17 protein-coding genes are annotated in these 24,104 nt (G+C 37.1%); 6 read left to right on the forward strand and 11 right to left on the reverse strand.

The features are described from left to right. The first annotated feature begins 481 nt into the window (after nt 1-481). The 3 genes from D1839_RS12575 (at nt 482) to argH (ending at nt 4,688) form a co-directional block, all read left to right on the forward strand. The gene (locus tag D1839_RS12575) at nt 482-1,156 is read left to right on the forward strand and encodes a uracil-DNA glycosylase (RefSeq protein ID WP_120380310.1); all 675 of its coding nucleotides are present in this window, start codon (nt 482-484) and stop codon (nt 1,154-1,156) included. Nucleotides 1,157-1,660: 504 nt separating this feature from the next. Further along, on the forward strand, nt 1,661-3,187 hold the full coding sequence (locus D1839_RS12580; protein WP_120380311.1) for a Na+/H+ antiporter NhaC family protein: 1,527 nt from the start codon (nt 1,661-1,663) through the stop codon (nt 3,185-3,187). A 178-nt stretch (nt 3,188-3,365) separates the two neighbouring features. Continuing rightward, nucleotides 3,366-4,688, forward strand: a complete 1,323-nt coding sequence (gene argH / locus D1839_RS12585) for an argininosuccinate lyase (protein WP_120380312.1) — start codon at nt 3,366-3,368, stop codon at nt 4,686-4,688. Between the two features lie 154 nt (nt 4,689-4,842). Here argH and D1839_RS12590 read toward each other — a convergent pair whose 3' ends face one another. The 9 genes from D1839_RS12590 to betB form a co-directional block, all read right to left on the reverse strand. Then, nucleotides 4,843-5,691 (reverse strand): HAD family hydrolase, encoded by an 849-nt coding sequence (locus tag D1839_RS12590; RefSeq protein ID WP_120380313.1) that lies wholly within the window; start codon nt 5,689-5,691, stop codon nt 4,843-4,845. Between the two features lie 268 nt (nt 5,692-5,959). Then, nucleotides 5,960-7,429, reverse strand: a complete 1,470-nt coding sequence (locus tag D1839_RS12595) for a glycoside hydrolase family 1 protein (RefSeq protein ID WP_120380314.1) — start codon at nt 7,427-7,429, stop codon at nt 5,960-5,962. Nucleotides 7,430-7,483: 54 nt separating this feature from the next. Next, nucleotides 7,484-9,346 (reverse strand): beta-glucoside-specific PTS transporter subunit IIABC, encoded by a 1,863-nt coding sequence (locus tag D1839_RS12600; protein ID WP_120380315.1) that lies wholly within the window; start codon nt 9,344-9,346, stop codon nt 7,484-7,486. 145 nt (nt 9,347-9,491) lie between these two features. Next, complete coding sequence (locus tag D1839_RS12605) at nt 9,492-10,328, reverse strand: PRD domain-containing protein (protein ID WP_120380316.1); 837 nt, start codon at nt 10,326-10,328, stop codon at nt 9,492-9,494. A gap of 550 nt (nt 10,329-10,878) precedes the next feature. Beyond that, on the reverse strand, nt 10,879-11,691 hold the full coding sequence (locus D1839_RS12610; protein WP_120380317.1) for a glycosyltransferase family 8 protein: 813 nt from the start codon (nt 11,689-11,691) through the stop codon (nt 10,879-10,881). A 478-nt stretch (nt 11,692-12,169) separates the two neighbouring features. Then, nucleotides 12,170-12,637, reverse strand: a complete 468-nt coding sequence (locus D1839_RS12615) for an Hsp20/alpha crystallin family protein (RefSeq protein ID WP_158589657.1) — start codon at nt 12,635-12,637, stop codon at nt 12,170-12,172. A 492-nt stretch (nt 12,638-13,129) separates the two neighbouring features. Then, entirely contained in the window at nt 13,130-13,825 is a 696-nt protein-coding gene (locus D1839_RS21105; protein WP_120380319.1) for a response regulator transcription factor, read from the reverse strand. Nucleotides 13,826-14,387: 562 nt separating this feature from the next. Then, complete coding sequence (locus tag D1839_RS12625; protein WP_120380320.1) at nt 14,388-15,596, reverse strand: iron-containing alcohol dehydrogenase; 1,209 nt, start codon at nt 15,594-15,596, stop codon at nt 14,388-14,390. A gap of 115 nt (nt 15,597-15,711) precedes the next feature. Next, the gene (gene betB / locus D1839_RS12630) at nt 15,712-17,181 is read right to left on the reverse strand and encodes a betaine-aldehyde dehydrogenase (RefSeq protein WP_120380321.1); all 1,470 of its coding nucleotides are present in this window, start codon (nt 17,179-17,181) and stop codon (nt 15,712-15,714) included. Between the two features lie 412 nt (nt 17,182-17,593). Here betB and cudC point away from each other — a divergent pair, with 412 nt between their 5' ends. The 3 genes from cudC (at nt 17,594) to D1839_RS12645 (ending at nt 21,417) form a co-directional block, all read left to right on the forward strand. Continuing rightward, nucleotides 17,594-18,142, forward strand: a complete 549-nt coding sequence (cudC, locus tag D1839_RS12635) for a choline uptake/conversion transcriptional regulator CudC (protein WP_120380322.1) — start codon at nt 17,594-17,596, stop codon at nt 18,140-18,142. A gap of 258 nt (nt 18,143-18,400) precedes the next feature. Beyond that, nucleotides 18,401-19,306 (forward strand): glycine betaine ABC transporter substrate-binding protein, encoded by a 906-nt coding sequence (locus D1839_RS12640; protein ID WP_120380323.1) that lies wholly within the window; start codon nt 18,401-18,403, stop codon nt 19,304-19,306. 800 nt (nt 19,307-20,106) lie between these two features. Continuing rightward, nucleotides 20,107-21,417 carry a M20 family metallo-hydrolase gene (locus D1839_RS12645; RefSeq protein ID WP_120380324.1) on the forward strand — a complete coding sequence of 437 codons (1,311 nt, stop codon included), beginning with the start codon at nt 20,107-20,109 and terminating at the stop codon, nt 21,415-21,417. Between the two features lie 313 nt (nt 21,418-21,730). Here the strand turns inward: D1839_RS12645 and D1839_RS12650 are convergent, their stop codons facing one another. Further along, the gene (locus D1839_RS12650) at nt 21,731-22,951 is read right to left on the reverse strand and encodes an EAL domain-containing protein (RefSeq protein WP_120380325.1); all 1,221 of its coding nucleotides are present in this window, start codon (nt 22,949-22,951) and stop codon (nt 21,731-21,733) included. A 572-nt stretch (nt 22,952-23,523) separates the two neighbouring features. After that, nucleotides 23,524-23,859, reverse strand: coding sequence for a hypothetical protein (locus D1839_RS12655; protein ID WP_120380326.1), 336 nt, complete (start codon nt 23,857-23,859; stop codon nt 23,524-23,526). Nucleotides 23,860-24,104 lie beyond the last annotated feature (245 nt).

Here is a 24,104-nt window from a genome sequence, read left to right on the forward strand (position 1 = left end):
ACCCATCATTTGCCTACATGGATTAACGGATATGTATATCAAAATATGCGGAGTATTTTAATTATTTTGAAAATAAAGAAATGCAGAATTTACGCTTTATGATGCTGCGCAGTACTAGCTTGTTAAGAAAAGGCCATAGGGTTTAAGACAAGGCTTGGCATCGTTAAAAAGCGTAAGAACCCCTCGCAAATAAATAATTGATAGACTCCATATTTATCCCATATATAAGGTGCTGTAAGCTCCCGCTTCAGGAGTTGGATAATCTGTACTGCAACAAGTCTAAATGAAAGATAACAGCACCTAAATGCCCTGTCTCGTAAGAGTCCTTTAGGTTATACATACCAATATGGTACGAGTCATCATTGGGGGAGGAATGAAAACACCCCTTGATGGAAGATTCACTTTATGAAAGTTTTTCTATCTTGTTTCAATCATGTTAGAATAATAGATATCACATATTATTGGAACAAGGAAGGATCGTATGACAAAGCAAATTCTGTTTAACGACTGGCAGCCATTATTAAAAGAAGAGTTTCACAAGCCCTATTATCTTCAATTGCGGGAGTTTTTGAAACAGGAGTATACTTCTTACACCATTTATCCAAATATGAACGATATATTTAATGCGTTACACTATACTTCATTTGAAGATGTGAAAGTAGTTATTTTAGGGCAAGACCCGTATCATGGTCCGAATCAAGCTCATGGGCTAAGCTTTTCTGTGAAAAAGGGAGTCGCACTTCCTCCATCTTTAAAAAACATATTTACCGAAATGCAACAGGACTTGGGGCATCCGATCCCCACCCATGGTTCATTGGAATCATGGGCAAAACAAGGAGTATTGTTGTTGAATAATGTGCTTACTGTTCGTAAAGGACAAGCACATTCACATCGAGGAATGGGATGGGAACAATTTACCGATCGTGTCATTCAGTTGCTAAACTATAAAAATGACCCAGTTGTGTATATATTATGGGGAGGGGCTGCACAAAAAAAGCAGGCCCTTATTGATACGAATAAGCATTACATTATCAAGTCTCCCCACCCAAGTCCTTTATCAGCGTATAGAGGATTTTTTGGCAGTAAACCTTTTTCTAAAACGAATAAACTATTAAAGCAACTGGACAGACACCCAATTGATTGGCGAATTGAATAGAAAACGGATAATGGAACTAAAATGAAGAACAAAGGCGCGGGGAGTCTGTTTAGCAACGTAGCAAATGGAACGAAGCAACTAAAGATAAAGGAATTATACCACTAAAATGGGGTATGCTGACGTCTGGACGGCAAGTCTGTTTTTAGTCGGTCTTCCTCTTAGTGACGAACCGATGAGGCCTTATCGTAGGGCACATTTCTAAAGTCGCATCGTTGCTGGGCTCATGCGTCGGACGTGGTTATTTCGTTATCCACAAGCACCTTATTTTATAACAAAGGCGTGGAATGATGGTAATTCCATGCCTTTTCTAAATTATCCCTAAAATGGAAGTTAGCCCTTTTAAAGTTATATTCCCATTGACAGTGTTCCACCTTCTAAGAAGAGCTTAACAAACTTAAAGCGTTCTCTAGTCGAAAATTAAATATTGACATAGGATATGAAGCTAGATTAGTATATTAATAATATATTATGCATATTAATACATCGGAGAAACGAGGAGAAGTCATGGAGCATATGGGAGTTATTTCTTTAATTCCACCAATAGTAGCAATTGTATTAGCTGTTATATTTCGGAATGTTATTGTATCTTTATTCACGGGTATATTTGTGGGACTGTTAATGCTCACAAATGGAAATCCAATTACTGCAACAACGAGCACTATCCGCGACTATTTATTCCCACAGTTAACTGATAGCTACAATGCAGCCGTGATCGTTCTATTATGTTTTATCGGCGGGTTTGTTGCTTTAGTAGAGCGTTCGGGTGGGGGCGCAGCTTTAGCAACAAGAACGGTTAAGTGGATTAACACAAAAGCGAAAACCCAATTATCAGCATGGTTTGGAGGCATCATTATCTTTTTTTCCGATATGGGCACACCTTTAATTGTTGGTCCTGTATTCGAAAAATTGTTTGATAAAGTAAAAGTATCGCGAGAAAAATTGGCTTGGATTCTTGATTCTACATCCTCACCCGTTGCTATTTTAATTCCGTTCATAGGTTGGGGAATATATATCATGGGTATTATGAAAGAAGAATTTGATCGATTAAGTATCACATCGTCTGAATTTACAACGTTTGTTCAAGCAATTCCATTTCAATTCTATGCGATTCTATCGGTAATTATTGTTCCAATTGTAGCATTAACCAAAATGGATTTTGGAGCGATGGCAAAAGCAGAAAAACGAGTGCAGCAGACAGGACAAATTTACTGGCAACGATCAAAGCCATTGCGCAAAGCGGATGTAACCGAAGATTCTTTGCCTGCGACTCATCCGATGCTAATTTGGCTGCCTCTTGCTGTATTGTTTATAACCTTATTTAGTTTATTGATTGCTTATGGTTTTCCAGTCAAATCTGTACCAGGTAGCGATTTCCGCGTCGCTTTAAGCACCGCTTACTTATTTGCTGCCGTTATTTTAATGATATTAATGGTATCATTTAAAGTGAAGAAAATAAGTACGATCTTGGATATTTATTTAAAGGGCATGCAACGAATGGTTCAAGTTATTTTAATTTTGGTTTTGGCGTGGGCATTGGGCTCTTTATTAGGTGAAATGGGGACAGCAGCGTATATCGTTGAACAACTAGATGGTAATGTGTCAGGTAATATGGTACCAGCCATTATTTTCTTAGCAGCAGCAAGTATGTCATTTGCAACCGGAAGTTCATGGGGAACTTTCGCAATTATGCTTCCGCTTGCTATTCCTATGGCAGATGGTCTTAATGCTCCAATGCTTGTTAGTATAGGAGCTGTATTATCAGGAGGGTTATTTGGTGATCATTGCTCGCCGATTTCGGATTCCACCATTTTAGCATCAACAGGGGCAGGCTGTGATCATATGGATCATGTAAAAACGCAATTACCATATGCGTTAACCAATGGGGTGATTGCCCTAGTGTCATTTATTATCGCTGGGTTTACGGAGAGTCATTGGACTGTATTCATAAGTATTGCACTGATGATGATGATATTTGTAGTTTTATCCCGAATAAAAGGTGCCGTTAGACCCCTCAACGGGGAGACAGAGTAGTTACTAAGCGTTTTACGAGTGGGGGAAAGGCACCTATATCCTATATTTACGATTCGTTCAAGTAGCGTAAGACCATCCCTTGAGGTACTAACAATCAATGGGATGAAAGACCCCTCACTGATGGAAGGCTCACTTTATCAAAATGGAAAAATAAACAGTAGGGAGTGGAAAATATAGCATGAAGCTTTGGGGCGGAAGGTTTACAAAAGAAGAAGACAAACTGATGAAGGTGTTTAATTCATCATTAGAAGAAGATCTGGCTCTCGTGGAAGAAGATATTGCCGGGAGTATTGCTCATGCAGAGATGCTCGTTCATTGCAATATATTATCTAAAAAAGAGGGAGAGAAAATACTCCAAGGTCTCCATAATATAAAGCAAGATATTGAAAGTGGAAAACTTACAGTAGAAGGAGAGCATGAAGATATTCATAGCTTCGTGGAAGCTACATTAACAGAGATGATCGGAGAAGCGGGAAAGAAGCTGCATACATCACGAAGCAGAAATGATCAGGTTGCCACAGATTTAAAGCTATATGCGAAGAGGCAGGCATTGGAAACTATTCGCGCATTGCAATCATTGAATGATAGCTTGGAAAAAACAGCAACAGCAAATCGACAAATCATCATGCCTGGTTACACCCATTTGCAGCGCGCCCAAGTAGTGACTTTTGGCTATCATTTACGTGCATATATAGAAATGTTTAAAAGAGATATCAAACGGTTAGAGCACACGATGGAAAATTCAAATGACAGCCCATTAGGTTCTGGGGCATTAGCAGGAACCACTCATACTATTGACCGGCAAATCACTGCAGAAAAACTGGGCTTTCGCAAACCGACAGTTAATTTTATGGATGGTGTAAGCGATCGGGATTTTATTCTCGAACTATTATCTGATTTATCGATTATTATGATGCATTTAAGTAGGTTAAGTGAAGAACTTATTTTATGGAGCAGTCAAGAATTTTCGTTTATTAAAATTGATGATGCATATGCTACAGGCAGCAGTATTATGCCACAAAAAAAGAACCCTGACGCTGCTGAACTGATTAGAGGAAAGACAGGAAAGGTATACGGTGCACTGGTCGCTGCATTAACAACGATGAAAGGTTTACCACTTGCTTATAATAAAGATATGCAAGAAGTAAAGCTACCGATGTTTCAAGCAGTAGAGGAAGTATTGCTTTCTGTGCAAATGATGGATAAGATGATCGCTACTATTCATGTGAATGGCGAACAAATGAAGCAAGCGATCAAAGCAGGCTTTTTAAACGCAACTGAAGTAGCAGATTACCTTGTACAAAAAGGCGTTCCTTTCCGTGACGCACATGAAATTGTCGGGGCAATCGTCTTGTATTGCGAAGAAGCAGGGAAAAGCATTGAGCAATTGACATTAGAAGAGCTGCAGAAATTTAGTGATTGTATGGAAGAGGATATATTTGATTATGTAGAGTATACGAATTTATTAAAGCGGGGAAATAAACGAGAAATGTTGGAGTAAATAAGCCTTGTTCCTGGCTGTTTCACATTTCAACCTAATTGCTGTGCTGCCTTTGTCTGTAGTGTCGAAGCAGCACAGCTATAAAAGTGAACATCATTTTTTGCCTTTCTGCTTGCATCAACGGGAAAGCATGGTGCTTGAGTCATGCATGTCTTCAAAGTAATTGATGTCGTTTAAAGCTACGCATCAACCCATCATTTTCAGCCTTTGACGTGATCTCTTTGGCCACTTTTTTTAAATCCTCTGTAGCATTTTCCATGGCAATTCCATAGTGAACAGCTTCAAACATTTTAATATCATTGTCCCCGTCTCCATATGCCATGCTTTGCTCTTTGGAAATTTGTAAATAATCTAATACAAATTCAACGGCTTTGTATTTATCTACTCCTTTAACAGCGATTTCTCCACTTTCTGAACCAAATTGTGCAACCGTTGTTCGATACATAGTAAATTCTTTGTCAAAGGTATTGCTGATTTCCTGAAACGGATGTGCTTTGCTGCTAATGAAGGATATTTTATTCACATTTCCATAGTCAATGGCTTTATGTTGGTAACTGTCCAGTAGTTGATAAAACCAGTGAAATTCTAGATCTGCATTTTCAAATGCTTCACTTCCTTCAGGTAAGCCCTCTGTAATACGCTTTCGTATAACATCTTTACAATTCTCACTTCCGAACAGTCCGTCATTGGATTCAAGATAGTAACCAATTTGATAGCGATGAAAATATGCAATGATTTGACGTACTGCATCTTCTGGCATTGTTTGATGATAAACAAGCTCATTATTTACTTCAATATAACCGCCTCCAGCTCCAATAATTCCATCAAAACCAATTTCTAATATACTGGAAATTATTTCAGGTCTAGACCGCCCTGTACAAAGATACACGATATGGCCATTCTCTCTGGCAGCACGAATAGCATGTCTAGCAGATGAAGGGACTTTTCCGTCTGGTGTAGTTAATGTTCCATCCACGTCGATAAAAATAACTTTCTTATTCAAATTTATTAAACCCTCCCCAAATATTAGCTATTAGACCACCAAAGAAGGAGAAACCTTCTAGGATGGTCCCTTTTATCGGTATATAAGTTTCTGTAAGACTTTTACTTTAGGAGCGGGATAATCTTGTACTGTAACAAGTCTAAGTGATGGATAAATTTCCCTAAATGCTCGATTCTTTCAGGAGACCTTTAGGTCATACCCTTGGACCACTAACCATCAGTGGGGAATGAATCAAACCCCACTGATTGAAGATGCAATTTATTGCTTATTAACCTAGATTTTCACCGTTAGAAGCAATTACATCTTTATACCAATAGAAGGAATCTTTTCTATATCGTTTTAGGCTTCCATTTCCTTCGTCGTCTTGATCGACGTAAATAAATCCGTATCTTTTTGACATTTGTGACGTACCACAGCTAATTAAATCAATACATCCCCATGTGGTGTATCCCATTAGTTCAACGCCATCTTTAATTGCCTCTTTCATTTCGATAATATGTTTTTTAATATAGTCAATACGATATGGATCATGGACTTTTCCATCTTCGGTGAGTTCATCTCGTGCGCCTAATCCATTTTCTACAAGAAACAATGGTAATTGATAACGGTCATACAATTTGTTTAATGAAATACGTAACCCAATTGGGTCAATTGGCCAATCCCATTCAGATAGCTCCAAATGCTCATTTTTGATCGGGCTGTCAAATGAACCAGCTATTTTGGCAGCATCAGGGCGTGCTTCTGTCACATGGCTCATATAATAACTGAAAGCAATAAAGTCAACAGTTCCTTCCTGCAATATTTTTGCATCTTCTGGTTTTGTATCAAGGTTGATATTGTTCTCTGCAAAATAGCGTGTCATATATTTTGGGTATTTACCACGAGCTTGTACATCAGGATAGAACATATTAATTTGATCCGCTTTTAACGCTTGTAATTGATCCTCTGGTTTGGTTGTTCGTGCATAAGATTCAATTTGGTTAATCATACAGCCAATTTGAGCATTGGGCATGATTTCTCTTGCCGATTTTACAGCAAGTGCACTAGCTAAAAATTGGTGATGAGAGGCTTGATATGCTGCTTCCTCGACATGTTCTACTTTATCAGCTAGAACACCAGCACCTGTATAAAGGCTATTTAAATTCATATTCATTTCATTAAACGTAATCCAATACTTTACTTTATCTTTATAGCGTTCAAAAAGAACACGAGCATATTTTTCAAATAGACCTACTAATTCACGACTTATCCAGCCGTTATACTTTTGTGTTAAAGTAAGTGGCATTTCGTAATGAGACATGGTTACAAGCGGTTCAATGCCGTGTTTTGCACATTCATCAAAAACCTTATCATAGAAAGCTAAACCAGCTTCATTTGGTTCATCTTCTAATCCAGTTGGAAAAATACGTGCCCACGAAATAGATAAGCGAAATACTTTAAATCCCATCTCTGCAAATAGCGCAATATCTTCTTTATAGCGATGATAGAAGTCAATTCCCCAGCGCTTAGGGAATAAATATTTATCAGGATGATTTAAATACGCTTCTAATTCCATAGAGTTCACATTAAATGTGAAGTTATCTACTTTACCTCCAGCGTATGGGTCCTTATATGCTGCCATGTCAGAAGTAGATAGACCTTTTCCATCCTTGTCATAAGCACCTTCAATTTGGTTAGCTGCAGTGGCTCCCCCCCATAAGAATCCTTTAGGGAATGTTGTTTGTAATAAATGTTTCATCTTATAGTCCTCCTTTAATTAATAGCTATCTATATGAACCCCCGATGGGGATGTTCACTTAATTAACATGACTAATTTATCATCACATGCAGTGACACGTTTTTTAGATGTAGCAATTACGTCTAGAAAATGAGCTGAATTTGTTACGATAATCGGTGTAATAATTGAAATGTCTTGTTTTTTAATAGTTTCAATATCAAAGGTTAATAGCTTGTCTCCGAGTTTGATATCATCATCGACTTGCACATTTAGTGTAAATCCCTCACCGTTTAAATTCACCGTTTCTAACCCGATATGAATGAGTAATTCAACTCCATCATTAGAAGTAATGCCAATTGCATGGCACGTGGGCGCTATCGTTGTTACTTTTCCGGAAAATGGTGCGACTACGACACCGTCTTTTGGCTCAATAGCTAGCCCTTTTCCCACAAGGCCCTCTGCAAACGTGGCATCTGGAACAGATTCTAAGGGCATTACTTTTCCAGTAATTGGTGATAGAATGTCAATGGTTATATCCTTTTCTGGTGTTGTATCATGCGTTGCAGCTTGTAAGGGGTTTTCTTCGTCCTTAAAGCCAAGTAATAAAGTCATGATAAGTGAAATAGTAAAACTTGCTGTGACACCTATTAGCGCATAGAGTAAATTATTGGTACCACTCATGATGTATGTGGGAATAGACATGATACCTGGTACTGTAAATGCTGTTGTTTTTACGACAAGTGTTCCAAAAATTGCACCACCAACAGCCCCCCCAACTAAACTTGCATAAAATGGTTTCTTTAATTTCATCGTAACTCCGTATATAGCTGGTTCAGTAATCCCAAACATTGCTGGTATAAAAGTGGAGAAAGATAGCTGTTTCATTTTTTTATTTTTTGTTTTAATTAACACGCCTAATGTTGCACCAGCTTGCGCTAGATTAGCGACAAAGTTCATTGGCAAGAGCATGATGTCATACCCATATTTATCGAAGCTAGCAAATGATCCAGGGAAAAATGCATAGTGCATACCTGTAATAACGATAAGCGGCATCAGACCACCCATCAGTAATCCAGCAAATGGGCCAGCGACATCAAACAGACCTGAGAAAAATGCATCTAAATAGATACCGGCATAGCTTCCTAATGGTGCGATAAACAATAACGTTAACGGTGCAGTTACGACCAAGGTTAATAATGGAACGAAGATAATACGTAACGACCGTGGAACGATTTTATCTGCACCTTTATGAATATAACTTAAAAGCCAAACACCTAATATAATGGGGATGACTGAGGAAGCATAGCTGTTCATTGGTATTGGCAAGCCAAGGAAGCTTAAACTATCTACTTCTGTTCCAGCAGCATATTCCATTATCTTTGGATACATCAAAATACCTGCCAACGCAACAGAGAGGGATGCATCGGTATTGAATTTTTTCGCAGCCGAAAATGCGATTAAGAACGGTAAAAAGTGAAACGGTGCATCAGAAATAAAATGTAAAATTTCATATGTTGAACTCTGATTAGAAAGTAACTGTAAGGCTATAAATAAAGCTAGCAATCCTTTTAATAATCCAGCACCAACAATAGCTGGTAGAATTGGCGTAAATATACCAGAAATAACGTCAAATATGCGTTCAATGACATTCCCTTTTTGTCTTTTAGAAGATGAAGGATGGTTGCTTCCATCACTACCTGTTAGTCGGCTGACTGCTGCAAAAACTTCTGCTACTTGATTACCAATAATGACTTGGAATTGTCCGCTTTTAAATTGTGCCCCTAAAACACCGTCAAGTGCTCTGATTTTGTCTATATTTACTTTGTCATTACTAATTACATTAAAGCGCAAGCGAGTAATACAGTGCCAACTTTGCAAAATGTTTTCTTTCCCGCCCATTTCTTTAACGATTTTTTCTGCAAGCTTTTGCTTGTTCATGATTCGTCCCTTCTTCCGTTTTATTATGGTTGCTAAAAGCAAAGCATGAATAAAAAAACCTAAGCGAAATTCACACAGCAGTTAATGGCTGTCGTAAATTTTGCTTAGGTTAATGCCTGGTTAAGTAACACACCTAACAAATTATTTATCTATTCTCTTGGAAAATACGCTCTATATGAATAACTAAAAATGCAATTTCGTCATAAGTAACTTCCCAGTTGAATTCTTTTTCTACCATTTCTTTAATGATTAACCCACACGCATAACTTTTCATATATCTTTCTTCAATAGTTTTCTTTAAAGCCTCATCCATTTGAATGTTTTCCTGGTGGTTCATCTTTTGTCGGGCTATGAAATAGCGTAGATGGGTAATAAATCGAGAATAGTTAATGGTCGTTTTATCGATATTTACTTCAAATAATCGTTGAATAATTTTTACAATATTTTTTATTAGCTTGGTAATTTGTATCGTTTCTTCCATGGATGAGCTATCAATTTGCGCATTGACAAAGTGAAGCGCAATGAAGGCAGCTTCCATTTCCGGAAGGCTATAGCCTAAATCTTCTTTAATGATTTGGACAGCCATTTTACCTACTTCATATTCTTCATAATACAAGTAAGGAATTTCCCATTGTAGTGGGTTATCTTTATTTATGTCATGGTTTCTTTTATCTGTAGCAAATTGCAAATGGTCTGCTAAAGAGAAAAGAATGGACTGATTTAATTTTTTGTGAAGCTTTTCTTCACCGAAACGAATAATTTTCTCTGTAACTGCTAATAGTTCTGGAGAAATTTGTTCTAAAAAAGTACTTGTTTGCATGTTTTTTTCTGCCTTGAAAATTTGGGTGGCTTTTGATTCATCCACTAAATCACCATATTTTTTTTTGAAACCGATACCAGTGCCAAATATAATTAATTCTTCATTTTCTTCTGACTTGGCTAAAATGATATTGTTGTTTAATGATTTTATGATTTTAAGCAATTTAGTCTCACCCCTAAAAAAGCCATAAAAAAACACCAATATCAAAACATAACAGAAAATGAAGAAAGTTCACTTACGTTACATTTGACTTGGTGGTGCCTGATCGAGTCAGTAACACTCCTGTATCCTACTTTAAATTTATCATATACGTAAAGCGTTGTCAATACCTTAAAATGTGGGGAGACTATCAGATATTTATGGGAACTACTTTAAAAAGTGGATACAAAAAACTTTAAGGAAAAGTAAAATTGCCTAAGGTCAAAAATTTTACTTTATTGAAAAATGATTAAAAGATGTTTTGTTTACAATCAACACATAGGGTCTTTTTTTGAGAGATAAGAAAGTATGAAAATTTTGGCATTGGAATAACGTATAACGGAATAGCCACGTCCGGCGCATGAGCCCAGCAACTACGCAACTTCACGACTCGCCCTACGATAAGTCATCATTGGTTCGTATCCTCACCATGATTCCTAAAACTTTAGTCGCTTCGTTCCAGTTGCTACGTTGCTAAACGGGCGCTTTCGCCTTTGTTCTATTATACATGGATTCAGTTAAAATCATTTGCTAAACGTTCGTAATGCTTATATAAAGAATGGAAACTACCATAATACGTTTTGTACCAAGGCTTTTTTTTGCCACAAAAATGCACGATCGATGTATGATTTATCACATAGTCCATATCGACTTTATGTTTGCTCTTTATTTTATAATAATAATAAAATCGTGCATCAAAATTATAAATCACTTCATCGATATCTTTAATATATTTAGAATATAGACCGTTTAAAATATCCTGATCCGGGAGAATTAATTTCTTTTTATTTTCTTCGACAAACTCATAAATTGCTTGCTCCGATATGGACTCTCGTTGTTCCGTTAAATTTAGTAACAATACACCAGAATTATAATAGGCATCTACATCATATGGTCGTAATCTGAGTTTATTAATATTTGTAATTGGCGTACGATCATGATAGGCAGCAGCATACAAATAGCCAGAAATGTCCATGTTATACAAATCTCGTATGGAATTGATAACCAAAATATCTGGATCGAGATAAAGAACTCTATCCAGTGAAGTAGGCAAAAACTTATATGCTAATAACCGGTAATACATTTCCTTTGAAAAGTGTTTAACAACAGGAGCATTAGCAAAATGATGCCCTTCTACGGTGATGGTTTCTAACTGATGTCCATGCTCTTCTACAAAGTTAGTCAGCATATTTATTTCACTATCTCTTAATGAAGATTGCATGACGTAAATGCAGAATGAATCTCTTTGATGATGGGCAAATAGAGAATAAAGCATCACTTTTAATGGATGTAAATAATTGGAATCAACCGTAACTAAAATATTCATAAACATATCTCCCACTATCAGTTTGTTAAGTGACTCCATAAATAAAATGGACCATATCGCATTTCTAACCTTGTTTATTTTTCAAACAAACATTTTATTATTTTCAAGCTTATTCACTTTATCTCACATATAAGGCAGGTAAGACCTTTACTTCGGTATTATGGGATGAAATTTAAGAGGATAAGCGATGGATTCAACTCCCAAGTCAAATGCCTGAATCGATTCAGAGGTATTAAACCATATCCCTGTGATACGAACCGTTAGAAAGAATAACATATCCCCAACTGATGGAAGATCCCTTTATGTAAATAAAGGTGGATTATTTATTGATTCCACTTAAAAGATAAATATGCTCTTTGGTTTATCTTAATATGTAAAATAAAAATGGTGGGGCTAACCATTTTCTACGTCTCGGGTTTTTGTTCTATACGCCTGTGCTTTTTCATAAACATGTCGTTGTATCAGAAATTTTCAATCGCTATTGTTTATTAATTTGGATACGACGCTTGTTGCTATCTTTTGTTTTTGGAATGTGAAGGTATAGAATGCCGTTTTTATGGTCAGCACTGATTTTGTCTGTGTTCACATTATCAGGTAATGCGAAAGAACGCTGGAATGATCCGTAGTTGTGTTCAATAATACGCATTTCTGTATCATTGTCTTCTGTTTCTATTTGCTGCTTTTTCTCACCTTTTATCGTAAGCATGTTGTTATCAATTTCAATTTCAATATCAGCTGGATCCATACCAGGAATTTCGGCTTCTACAATATACTTATCTTTCTTTTCACGGATATTGCATGCCAATGAACCACCTTGTTCTCTATTCCAAAAACTTCCGTTAGTGAAAAATGGGTCATTGAAGAAGCGTTCAAACATCCCATCAATCTCATTTTTAAATTTGCGTAAAGGTTGGTCGTCTCCATTCCATCTTTTAATTGGATTCATTTCTATTCCTCCCTTAAATAACATTTTTAATTCTACCAATGCTGCTTTTATTTAATGAAAGGAAAAATGGATACAACGACAAAAAAACTTAACGATGATCGAAAAGTTGCTACAGACGTGAGTTTTACTTTGGTTAGCCCTGTTAAACTCCCCTCTATATTATATATAGCCGTTATCAATAAAATAAAACCTCTAGCAAATAAAATAAAAAAGTTCCGTAAAAACAAACTATTTTAACTAATCCGTCTATAAAATTTGATAAAAGGAAGGAGGGAAGGGAGCTAATTATATAACGTGAATCTTTCAGCAGTGGGGGTTTTCATTCATCGTCCTAAGTAAGCACCTAAATACCCTTTTTCGTAAGAGACCTTTAGGTCATATGTTGCAGTACAAATGATCCGACTCCTCAAGCGGGAGTCGCACAGCACCTTATATGCGAAAAAATCTTTTGTAAAGCTTTAACAGCTTACCTTGTACAGAAAATGATCCCGCTTATGGGCAATCTTTATCTAAGGATTTAGCGGATGGATAATTATCTTTTCCCATTAAATTTTCTAATAGGTTGATAACGAGCAAGCGCTTATTAACTCCAAGTTTTTTATATGTGATGCTGACATAGTCTCGAACTGTTTTTTCCTTTAAGTGCAGTATTTTTGCAATTTCCTGGTTTTTTTTCCGTTGATATAAGAGATAGACAATATCTAGTTCCCTCCATGTTAGGTCGATGTCTTTTTCCAACAGCTTGGAGTGTAAACGCTGTTTTTCGTCCCCTTTTTGTAGTTGGTGAGCGATGGCCGTAGCAATTTCCTTTGGCATCACATAATGATTATGATAAACGTTTTCGATCATGGATATAAAATTGGAATAATTTGATTGACTTAGGAAAAATCCCTCTACACCAACCATTACACTTTGGGTAATGAAGGCTTGATTAATAGAGGTCAGAATATAAATAATTTTTATTTGCTTCGATATGCTTTTGATCGTTTTAGTTAATTCTATCACAAAGGGATGCGATTGATTTACTTGGAAAATTACAATATCCGGTTGTTTTTTTAATACCATACGCTGTACTTCATCTTGTTGAAAATAGACGCCTAAAAACTCCATATTCTCTTCTTTATCAATAATTAAACGTATCCCTTCACTAGATATTCCTTCACGATCTACAAGTAAAATTTTTATCACTGCTCATCTCTCCGTTCTCCATCAACTGATTTTCCTGTTCCTTATAGCCTTGCCAAAAAGTGTGATAAAAATGATCGATTTTCTACTTTCCCTTTATGTATTGGATTTAATTTGTCGGGGTTTTATCTATAGAAGCAAACTTGTTTTTATACACGATAAACATTTTTTAAAATGTATGATTAATCTAGGCATGTTACTAGGATAGAGTACGATTCTAGACAAATTCTAAACAAATTGGAGAGAAGAGGGGACTTATAGATCAGGTGATTTTGTTTGCAATAGCCGTTAGTAGGTTTTTATAGTTATCTAGATGTTGGAGCGCAAAAAGTAAACGAAAAAATGGGGAGTGCTATTTTAGGATGAAGAGATGGAGAAATTCATTTTTTCATTAGAAAAACTCGGCTTGTCCAGGGCGGATTCGTGAAGTCACATTGTTGCTGGGCGATGGAGCAAGAACGTAGCTATTCGGTTATTTTGTTAGTCCTATACAATAAAAAACTCCCCAATGCTTCGCGCAAAGGGGAATCTGAAAGACGATTATTTTTAATCAGCTATTTATATTTTACAGCGTTTTTGGCGTTAGCTCAAAACAGCGTTTATAAATCCATTGGTAGTCTTTTTCTGTTAACTCTCTCGGATTACCAACTGTTTGTGGATCGTTTATTGCCTCTTTAGATAGGCGATCAATCATATCTGGAGAGACACCTTGTTCTTCAAGTGTAGGGATATCCAGTTCCTTCACTAGCAGATATACTTCCTTTACAGCTGCTTTTGCTGCTTCTTCGGTTGTCATATGAAATGTATCGACACCTAACGCTTGGGCTATTCGGGCAAATTTATCAGGGTGCCCTTTCCAATTATACTCCATTACTGGACCAAGCATAGCGGCAACACACTGACCATGAGCAACTGGAATAATTCCACCTAATGTCTGAGACATGGCATGAGCTGCACCAGCTGATTCACTTCCATAAGACAGTCCAGCAAGCATAGCGGCTTGGGCCATTCCGTAGCGAGCTTCTAGATCACCTCCGTCTGCATACGCACGTCGAATATATTTCCCTACATATTCCATTGCTAATAGTGCGACAGCGTCTGTTACCGGTTGGGCAAAATGCATGGTATAGCATTCAATTGCATGAGCTAATGCGTCTATTCCTGTCATTGCTGTTACGTGTGGCGGCATAGAAACATGCAATGTAGGGTCAATGATTGTTAAATGTGCTGCGATTAACGGACCACCTGTATTAAATTTGAATTCTCGCTCTTCATCGGTTATAACTGCCCATTGGGTAACCTCAGATCCAGTTCCAGCTGTTGTCGGAACTGTTGTTAAAGGTGGAATGCGATATGCTAACGGTTTTTTTCCTTCCGCAGCTTCATAATCTAATACACTAGCATTATGCGTAATTTCAACGCCAATAGCTTTAGCAGTATCCATGGAGCTACCTCCACCAACAGCAACGAGTCCATTACAATTTTCTTGCCTATATAACTTGGAGCCTGCTGCTATTAAACGTACGGGTGGATTTGGCTCTACTTTATTGAAAATAACTATTTCAACCCCAGCTTCTTGTAAATACTTTTCTACTGATTTTGTTACCCCAGCTTTATAAATGCCAGGGTCAGTAACTAATAAAACTTTTGATACACCAAGCTGTTTCACTTCATTTCCGATAGATTGTATGGCATTAATGCCATGCTTTATAGTAGTCGGTATTTCAAATGTATGCAATTTGTACATATGTTCCATTTTCATATTTAAACCCATGGATGATGAACCCTCCTATTATTTGTACTTTTTGTAGATTTTTAAGCCAAAACGATGTGAACAAATTTACTTCTTTAGGAGATGGCTTATGTCTCCTTGGTTAACCAAGTTTCCTTTAGAACCAATTCAGCGCTTTTGGTCGTAAATTTTGAAATACATGCTTTATTTCTTGATACTCTTCTAGTCCTGCTTTACCAAGTTCGCGGCCAATGCCAGATTGCTTAAATCCACCCCAAGGTGCATGTGGAAAATATACATTATAATCATTCATCCAAACCGTGCCCATTCGCATTTTTGCAACACAGCGTTCTGCTTTGGCAATATCCTTCGTCCACACACCCCCAGATAGACCATAGATAGAATCATTTGCTAGTTGAATGGCTTCCTCTTCGGTTGTAAAAGTTTCCACAGTTATCACAGGCCCAAATCCTTCATTTTGCACGACACTCATATCTGATGTGCAATTCGTAAGCACAGTGGGTAAATAAAAGAATCCATCCTGTAATTCAGGCACATCAGGCTGTTTTCCGCCGACAGCTATTACGGCTCCTTCACTTTTTCCGATTTCCACGTATTGAATGACTTTATTTAAGTGTTCTTTAGAAATAAGCGGTCCCATTTGGGTAGAAGATTCAAAGCCATTTCCTAAACTAATGTTTTTCACCCGTTCCACTAAAGATTCAACAAAGGAATCGTGAATTTTTTCTTCAATAATGATTCTTGTACCGGCTGAACAAATTTGTCCAGCATGAAAATAAACGGCGTTTAATGCTTGATCAACCGCTATATCTAAATCGGCATCGGCGAAGATAATATTGGGGTTTTTTCCACCTAATTCGAGAGCAAGTTTTTTCACATTTGAACTAGCCGATTGCATAATTTTCTTTCCGGTATTCATTCCACCTGTAAAAGAAATCAAATCAACTTCCTGATTAGACGATAGTTCTACGCCAACGGTATCCCCTTTTCCTAGCACGAGGTTCACAACGCCTTTTGGCAGTTCTGCTTCCTCCATTAATTCAAAAACTTTTACCGTTGTTAATGGTGTTATTTCACTTGGCTTCATAATTAATGTATTTCCGGCAGCCAGTGCTGGTGCTAGCTTCCATGAAGCCTGTAATAATGGATAATTCCACGGAGTAATTTGACCGCAAACTCCAACAGGCTCATAAACTACTTTGCTCATTGTATTCGGTATAGGAGAGTCAATGATTTCTCCGCCATGTTTATCTGCTAATTCGGCATAATAACGAAATACACCTGCTATATCCACCATATCGCCACGACTCTCATCAAGTGTTTTACCTGTATCGAGCGTTTCCAACTGAGCTAGTTCTTCATTATCTCGTTCGATTAAATTTGCTATGGTATGTAACTTTTTATTACGTTCTGTTGCTGATGTCCTTGACCATTCTCCTTCATCAAATGCTTCTCTTGCAGCAACTATGGCAGCTCTTGTATCCGTTTCATCGCTCTCTGTCGCTTGAGCAATGATTTCCTGGTTAAATGGGTTTATAATATCACGTTTGTTGCTTGTATGAGAGGTTACCCATTTCCCATTGATAAAATTTTGTTTGAAATTCACTATTCTCCCTCCAGATTTATTAAAATTGTTAAATTTTTATTTAACGTTCTTAACATTTTTAACATAACATGCTATGATTAGAATTGTCAAAATAAAGAATGAGATTTAAATGTGAACTAGCGAAAAAATCCTTCCACTGTTGAAGGTTGCATTTGACATATTTTATTGATGCGTTAACATTAAGTTTGTAAAATATATATTTAACGCATTGAACGAATTTATCCCGCATATAAGGTGCTGTAAGACTCCCGCTTCAGGAGTTGGATAATCTATACTGCAACACAAGTCTAAGCGGGAGATAACAGCACCAAATGCTCTATTTCTTTAGGTTATACTGTAGTACTAACCATTAATGGGGATGAATGAAAACCTAAATATTGAAGGTTCACTTTATTTTAAAGGAGGGAAGACGATGGCTGCATCTCATGATGAAATAGCACGAGAAAAATTGGAAGAAGCAAAAGGTTATGTTATCGAAACCATCGCAGAAACGATGGATGTGTATGGTGTAACACCAGCCGCAGGAAAGCTTTATGCAACCATGTACTTTAAAGAGCAAATGAATCTCGACGAAATGCGCGAAGAACTCGGCATGAGTAAACCAAGTATGAGTACAAGCGTTAGGAAGCTACAAGAAAATGAAATGGTAAAGAAAAAATTTCAAAAAGGTTCTCGCAAACATACGTATGCTGCGGAAAAGGACTTTTTCCATTCCTTTATGTCTTATTTTTGTCAATTATGGGACCGAGAAGCAAAAATGAACATGGAAGCTATTAAACATGCAGAATTTACGTTAGATCAAATTTTTGAAGATGAGAATGTGTCAAGTGAATTGATTGAGGAAGCACGAGAAATCTATGAACAGCTTGAACAATCAAAGGTATATTACCGGTGGCTTGAACGTTTAGTTGCTAGTATACGATCAGAAGAGATTTACGAATTTTTGCCGAAAAATCCGTAATATAAGATGACCGAAAAAGTAACAAAATATCCCTTATGGCACGTCTCTTGCGACGTAGGTTTAAAATTTTCCTTAACATCACTCATGTATGGTAAGGAATGAAGAAGCAGGTTGCCCTAGTTAAGCTTGTTACTAAAAAAGTTCGGCATTGATAAGGTGCAAGTGTTGATCCAGTAATAGGGGTATGAAGGTTATCATTGACCTTGTACGGTTTTGCAAACGCAATACAAAATAGGATGGGAGAGAGTAACTCAATTTATGTTTTTTATGAAGAGAAAGTTAATCAGTTTCAGTTTGGTGTTAGTCGTTCTATTAGCTGCATGTGGAGAAGAAACAGACTCAAAAAATGAAGCAGATTCATCAACAGGGGAAAAAGGTACAATTGAAATGGCGCAAATTAGTTGGGCAGAAAATATTGCTGTTTCTAATATGTGGAAGGTTATTTTAGAAGAACAGGGCTATAAAGTGAACTTAAACTTGTTGGATATGGGAACCATTATGAAAGCCTTAGCAGAAAATGAACTGGATATTAATTTAGAGGTGTGGCTTCCTGTACAGGATCAGGCCTATTTACAAGAGTATAAAAATAACGTATTCTTCTCTGAAGAACCTTGGTATGATAATGCAAAGGTTGGACTTGTTGTTCCTGAATACTTAGAAGAAATTAATAGCGTGGAAGATCTAAATAAACATAAGGATATGTTCAACGGAGAGATAACGGGTTTTGACGCTGGTGCAGGAACGATGGAAGTAACTGAAGAATTAATAAAAGCGTATCGTTTAGATTACGAATTGATTCCAAGCTCTGAACCGGCTATGATTACGGAGATCGCTCAAGCAATAAAGAATGAAGAGCCGATCGTTGCTCCACTTTGGAATCCGCATCGGGTATTTTCTCAATATGACTTAAAATATCTTGAAGACCCGAAGCAAGTGTACGGAGAAGTAGAAAAAATCCATCATGCGACAAGACAAGATTTTAAAGATGACTTTCCAGAAGTAGCCGAGTGGCTCAAAAATTGGAAAATGGATGATGCATCGATCGGAGAGTTAATGACTTATGTGAATGAAACAGAGGAGCCGATTGATGGAGCAAAAAAATGGGTTGAGGATAATCAAGATTTGATTAATCAATGGTTAGAACTAGAAGATGGTGGCAACTAATTACTTTCATAGAGCTTATAAGACTGTCGGGAGTCCGACAGTCTTTTCTTTTGAGAGATAAGAAAGTGTAAAATTGCTAGCTTGTGTATAATGACATAACCGATTAAGGCACGTTTGGCGCAATCGTCCAGAAAGATTATCTGTATTTGGTTAGATGATTTGAATAAATTTTTCCTTTACAAGAGTTTTTCTAACTCTAATGGCAGTCATCCGCACACAATTCGAAAAGCAGAAGGTGCCTATTTATGAGCAAATACATCAACTTCGTTTAACAGCGAAGAATAACCTGTACAGTATTCCTGGAATATAAAACGCTATCATATTGACGATAAAGATGTGTTTCAATTATTATAGTTTTAAAATAATTCGTTAAAAATGAACCAAGTACATGGTTACATTAAGATGATCCGTGCAGGTTTGATTTATTTTTAGTAGATTATTTCATTGGCTCAGAAGCAATCCAATCATTTTTTCTTGCTGTCTAGGAAATTATAAAATTTTCCAGCTGTGGATAAACTTACGAAGTTATTTAGCCACGTCCGGCGCAAGCGCCCAGCAACTAGGCGACTTCACTCCATTGCCCTACGATAAGTCATCATCGGTTCGTGGTTAAGAGGAAGGCCGACTAAAAACGGGCTTGCCGCTCAGGCGTCGGCATACTCCTGTTGCAGGAGCATGATTCCTAAAACTTTAGTTGATTCGTTCCAGTCGCTACGTTGCTAAACGGGCGTCCTGCGCCTTTGTTCCTTATGAGCTACTAGGCAGCTAACCTTACAACAAATTTAAAGGAGAGAGACATGATGAGCAATCGTAATAAAGGAAATAGTATTTTTAAGCACTTAGTAGAGCGATATGATACAAAGCTTAATAAAAATGGGATTTGTGGAAAACGAATAGCTGAGCGTTTACATGCACTTTCCCAAATCGGTTTAACCGCTGATAACGGCTCTAACCGCCCTGGTTATTCTGAAGACGAGGCAAGAGCTCAAGAACTAGTTTCCGACTGGATGAAAGAAGCTGGGATGGAGGTGCGATGGGATGGGGCTGGTAATCTTATAGGCAGATTAGCTGGAAAAAAAGATTACCTCCCTGCTATTATGAGTGGTTCACATGTGGATACAGTTCCCAATGGTGGACATTTTGATGGAACGTTAGGGGTAATTATAGCGTTAGAGGTTGCCGAAGCTTGGAAGCATGAAAAGTATCAACCGATACACTCGCTTGAAATTGTTGTATTTGTTGATGAAGAAGGCTCACGTTTTAATGGGGGGCTAAATGGTAGTGAAGGGATGATTGGTGGTAGAGATATAGAAGTGAAAAAGCAATTAATCGATCGAGATGGATATAGCTTTTCTGAAGTATTGCAGCAACGAGATTTAAGCATGGATAGCTATAAAAATGCGACACGTGATATGGAAGAAGTAGCGCTTTTTATTGAAGTACATATTGAACAAGGTAAACGATTGGAGAAAGAAAATCTACCTTGTGGTATTGTAACAGGGATCGCTGGTCCTTGCTGGCTTGAAATTACTTTTTATGGTGAAGCAGGTCATGCAGGAAATACCCCGATGAATGATCGAAAGGATGCTTTAGTCGCAGCTAGCGAATTTATTTGGAAAGTGAATCAACTTCCTAGAAACATCAATGATACAGCAGTAGCGACAATCGGTAAACAATTGGTAGAACCGAATGGAGTAAACGTTATTCCAGGTAAGGTAACATTATACGTGGATATAAGAGATATTTATGAGCAAACGAGAGATCAGCTTGTTGAAAAGGTGAAGTATTTGGCTGAGACAATAGCAAACGATCAGCAGCTAACAGTTGAGATAACGGAAAAAACGAAAGTAAAGCCTGTACCAATTAAAAAGGAAATGCAGGATTTGCTAGCTCATTCAATCAAGGAACAAGGTATACAGCCGTTTTATTTACCGAGTGGTGCTGGTCATGATGCGATGATTATTGGAGAGAAAGTACCAATTGCCATGCTGTTTGTAAGAAGTGAAAATGGGATTAGCCACCATCCACAAGAGTGGACCAATTTAGCGGATTGCGTGCAAGCAGCACTTGTTTTAAAATCATTTATCGAAGATTTGCAGACAGACTGGTAAGACGCAAAATTTTAGTGGAAAGCAATATTTTATGGAAATTCGCCAAATTTCACATTTGATTATGAATAAGCGGACGGTAAGACAGAACTTCCAACTTTATGGGCATATTTTTAGAAGGATAGGTTGGATAACTGACTTGAAGTAAACCTCTCCGTTCTGAACAGAGCCTGCAGGTCAACCTACTTAGGGGCTAACCACCACCAATGGGGCAAGGGACCCTATTGGTGGAAGTTTTCCTACTTTCTTAACTTCTTCTTATAATAAAGTGGTAAATATTTTTTCTGTAACATACTGTTTACCAATAATTCATTATTTACAATAAACCTTCTTGTTCAAAGAGAAAATCATATGGAATATCAATAAAGATAAAACGATCTGAAGAAATAGGGTAAGAATACGTTCGAATTCGTTCATCTCTTTCAATATCGGTATATAAGTCCGATAATATCCCTTTCTTTTCCATATTCATCCGTGCGATATTTTCAAAAAAGTATGGACGCCAGCTCCAATTTTTTTGTCTGCCTTCAGGAAGTAAACGCCATGTACCATCTGTATCTTTCTCTGCATTGGAAGATAACTGAAAACCAGCTTCGTTACAAATATAGACTCGAAAACTATAATCGTCACAGTTATTGGCAACAGAAAGGATCGTTTTATCGTAAGGGTCATCTGATTTAACAGTTTTTAATGTGTTCTTTAATTGTTCATTTATTTTTTCTGTTAATTCCAGTTGTGCCCTCATTTTTTTTCGTTCGAAGGTAATAAAATGCTGGAAGTCTTTTTTTACTTTTTCCTTACAGCTGTCCATCGATATGAATTCTGACTGTGTTTTTTCCAGATATTCTCCTTGATAATAGCGCCCGCCATTTCTCCACGCGTAATTTAATTGATGAAAAGAAGCGATCCCTTTAAATAATAAAGCAGCCCCAATTTTGCGAGAAAGCATCGAGAGTAGATGGTGAACATCCTGATATAATTGCGGCAGATCGTCCTCTTGTAAAAATGAAACATCCACTTTAATAATATTGGGCTTAATTAAAGCTAATTTATCCAAGTTACCGTTTTTCTCTCCCACATCATCAATGGCAATTTGGATACCAAATGTTTGAATATATGCAAATAAATGTTTTAATGAAGCAATATGCTCGCTAACAAATGCTTCTGAAAACTGTAGAACTAGCTTATTCAATGAGAGACCTTGGTTTTCATACGTTTCTAAAATAGATATCATACTGTCGCCATTGTCTTTGAACAACAGTTTTGCATCGTAATGAATAAATAACAGTTGCGACTGATCTGTCGTCATATAAGTATCTAACACTTTTTGCAAAACATTATGCGTAAGCTCTAGCCTAAATTCACTTGGGATGCTGCTATCTTTAAAAAACCAAAGGAGATTATGTAATTCATTTTCATCGTCCTGAAAATATGGGATCGTTTCATACCCAATAATGAATTGATTTTCTGCACTTATAATCGGATCGAAGTATGGAACGATCTGATCAAGCCTCATCATGATATCTAGTGGATCCATACTAACCAACTCCATTTTTTACTTTAGTTTTCAGTATAGCATGGAAGTGCATCATTTTTCCTGCAAAAACCAATGATAAAGGGTACTCAGTCTATTTCATTTATTCGGATTTTTTGTAAAAATATCGGTCTTATATGGTGTTTTCCTCCTTGGAAATGGTTACGTCTAGACCTGTCAGCAAGGCTCGGAATAGCCAGAAAGCAGTAGATATACAAGCAGTTTATACCAGCAGTTTCCTAATACATTTTCTTGATGCGATGTTCAGTGCCGTAGTTTTCCATGTCCTGTGGAAATGGAACAGCCAAAATCTCATTGGGAGCCGTTTTTTGCTCCCGAGTAAGCACTGAATAATTGTTCGGTCGTGGAAAGCAAAAGTATGTATCTACTGCTGGTTCAGTAGCGATCATGCTAAGATTTTTCCTGAAATCAATTAAAACATCAAATAACAGCACATGGAGAGACTGAAGAAACTTTACAAAGTTTGCTTTCCCTTGTAGACAACAAGTAAGCAATTGTAGGACATTAACTTCATGATTATTTGGAGTCCAAGCGTAACATTGTCATCTGTATCGTTATGAAACCACTTTATTATAAATAATACCATCTCTTAGTCGAATTAATTTGAGTCGGTTTGTTTTTTTGATGAAAATGGATTTATATTCATTTTTGTTATCTGTATTCTCTATGAAAATAACACGCTTGTATGGATTGTCATTAACGATATTTAGCTTATAGTTGGCTAGATTCACTTTTTCTTCTAAAATGCTATATTCTTTTAAATCCTTGTTAACCGAAACAGTATCTACTGTGTTATTTGTAGTGTTAGACGGCTCCTCTATTGCAAACTGTTTATCACTGCAACCTATTAACAAACCTGCAACTAAAATAATTACAATGTGTATCCTCATATCCTTTTAGCTCCTCCTTCCATGTTTAGTTGCTCTATACCGTTTATAATAAACGATCTTTCTTTGAACGAAAGGAGAAGAAGATTAGAAATGGATTAGAGAACAAAGTCGCAGAGCGCCCGTTTAGCAACGTAGCGAGTGGAGCGAAGCAACTAAAGTTTTAGGAACCATGCTCCTGCAACAGGAGTATGCCGACGCCTGAGCGGCAAGCCCGTTTTTAGTCGGCCTTCCTCTTAACCACGAAC

Origin of the sequence: Roseburia sp. 1XD42-34 (assembly GCF_009917385.1) — a bacterium.
In the GTDB taxonomy this organism is placed as follows: Bacteria; Bacillota; Bacilli; order Bacillales; family Amphibacillaceae; genus Virgibacillus.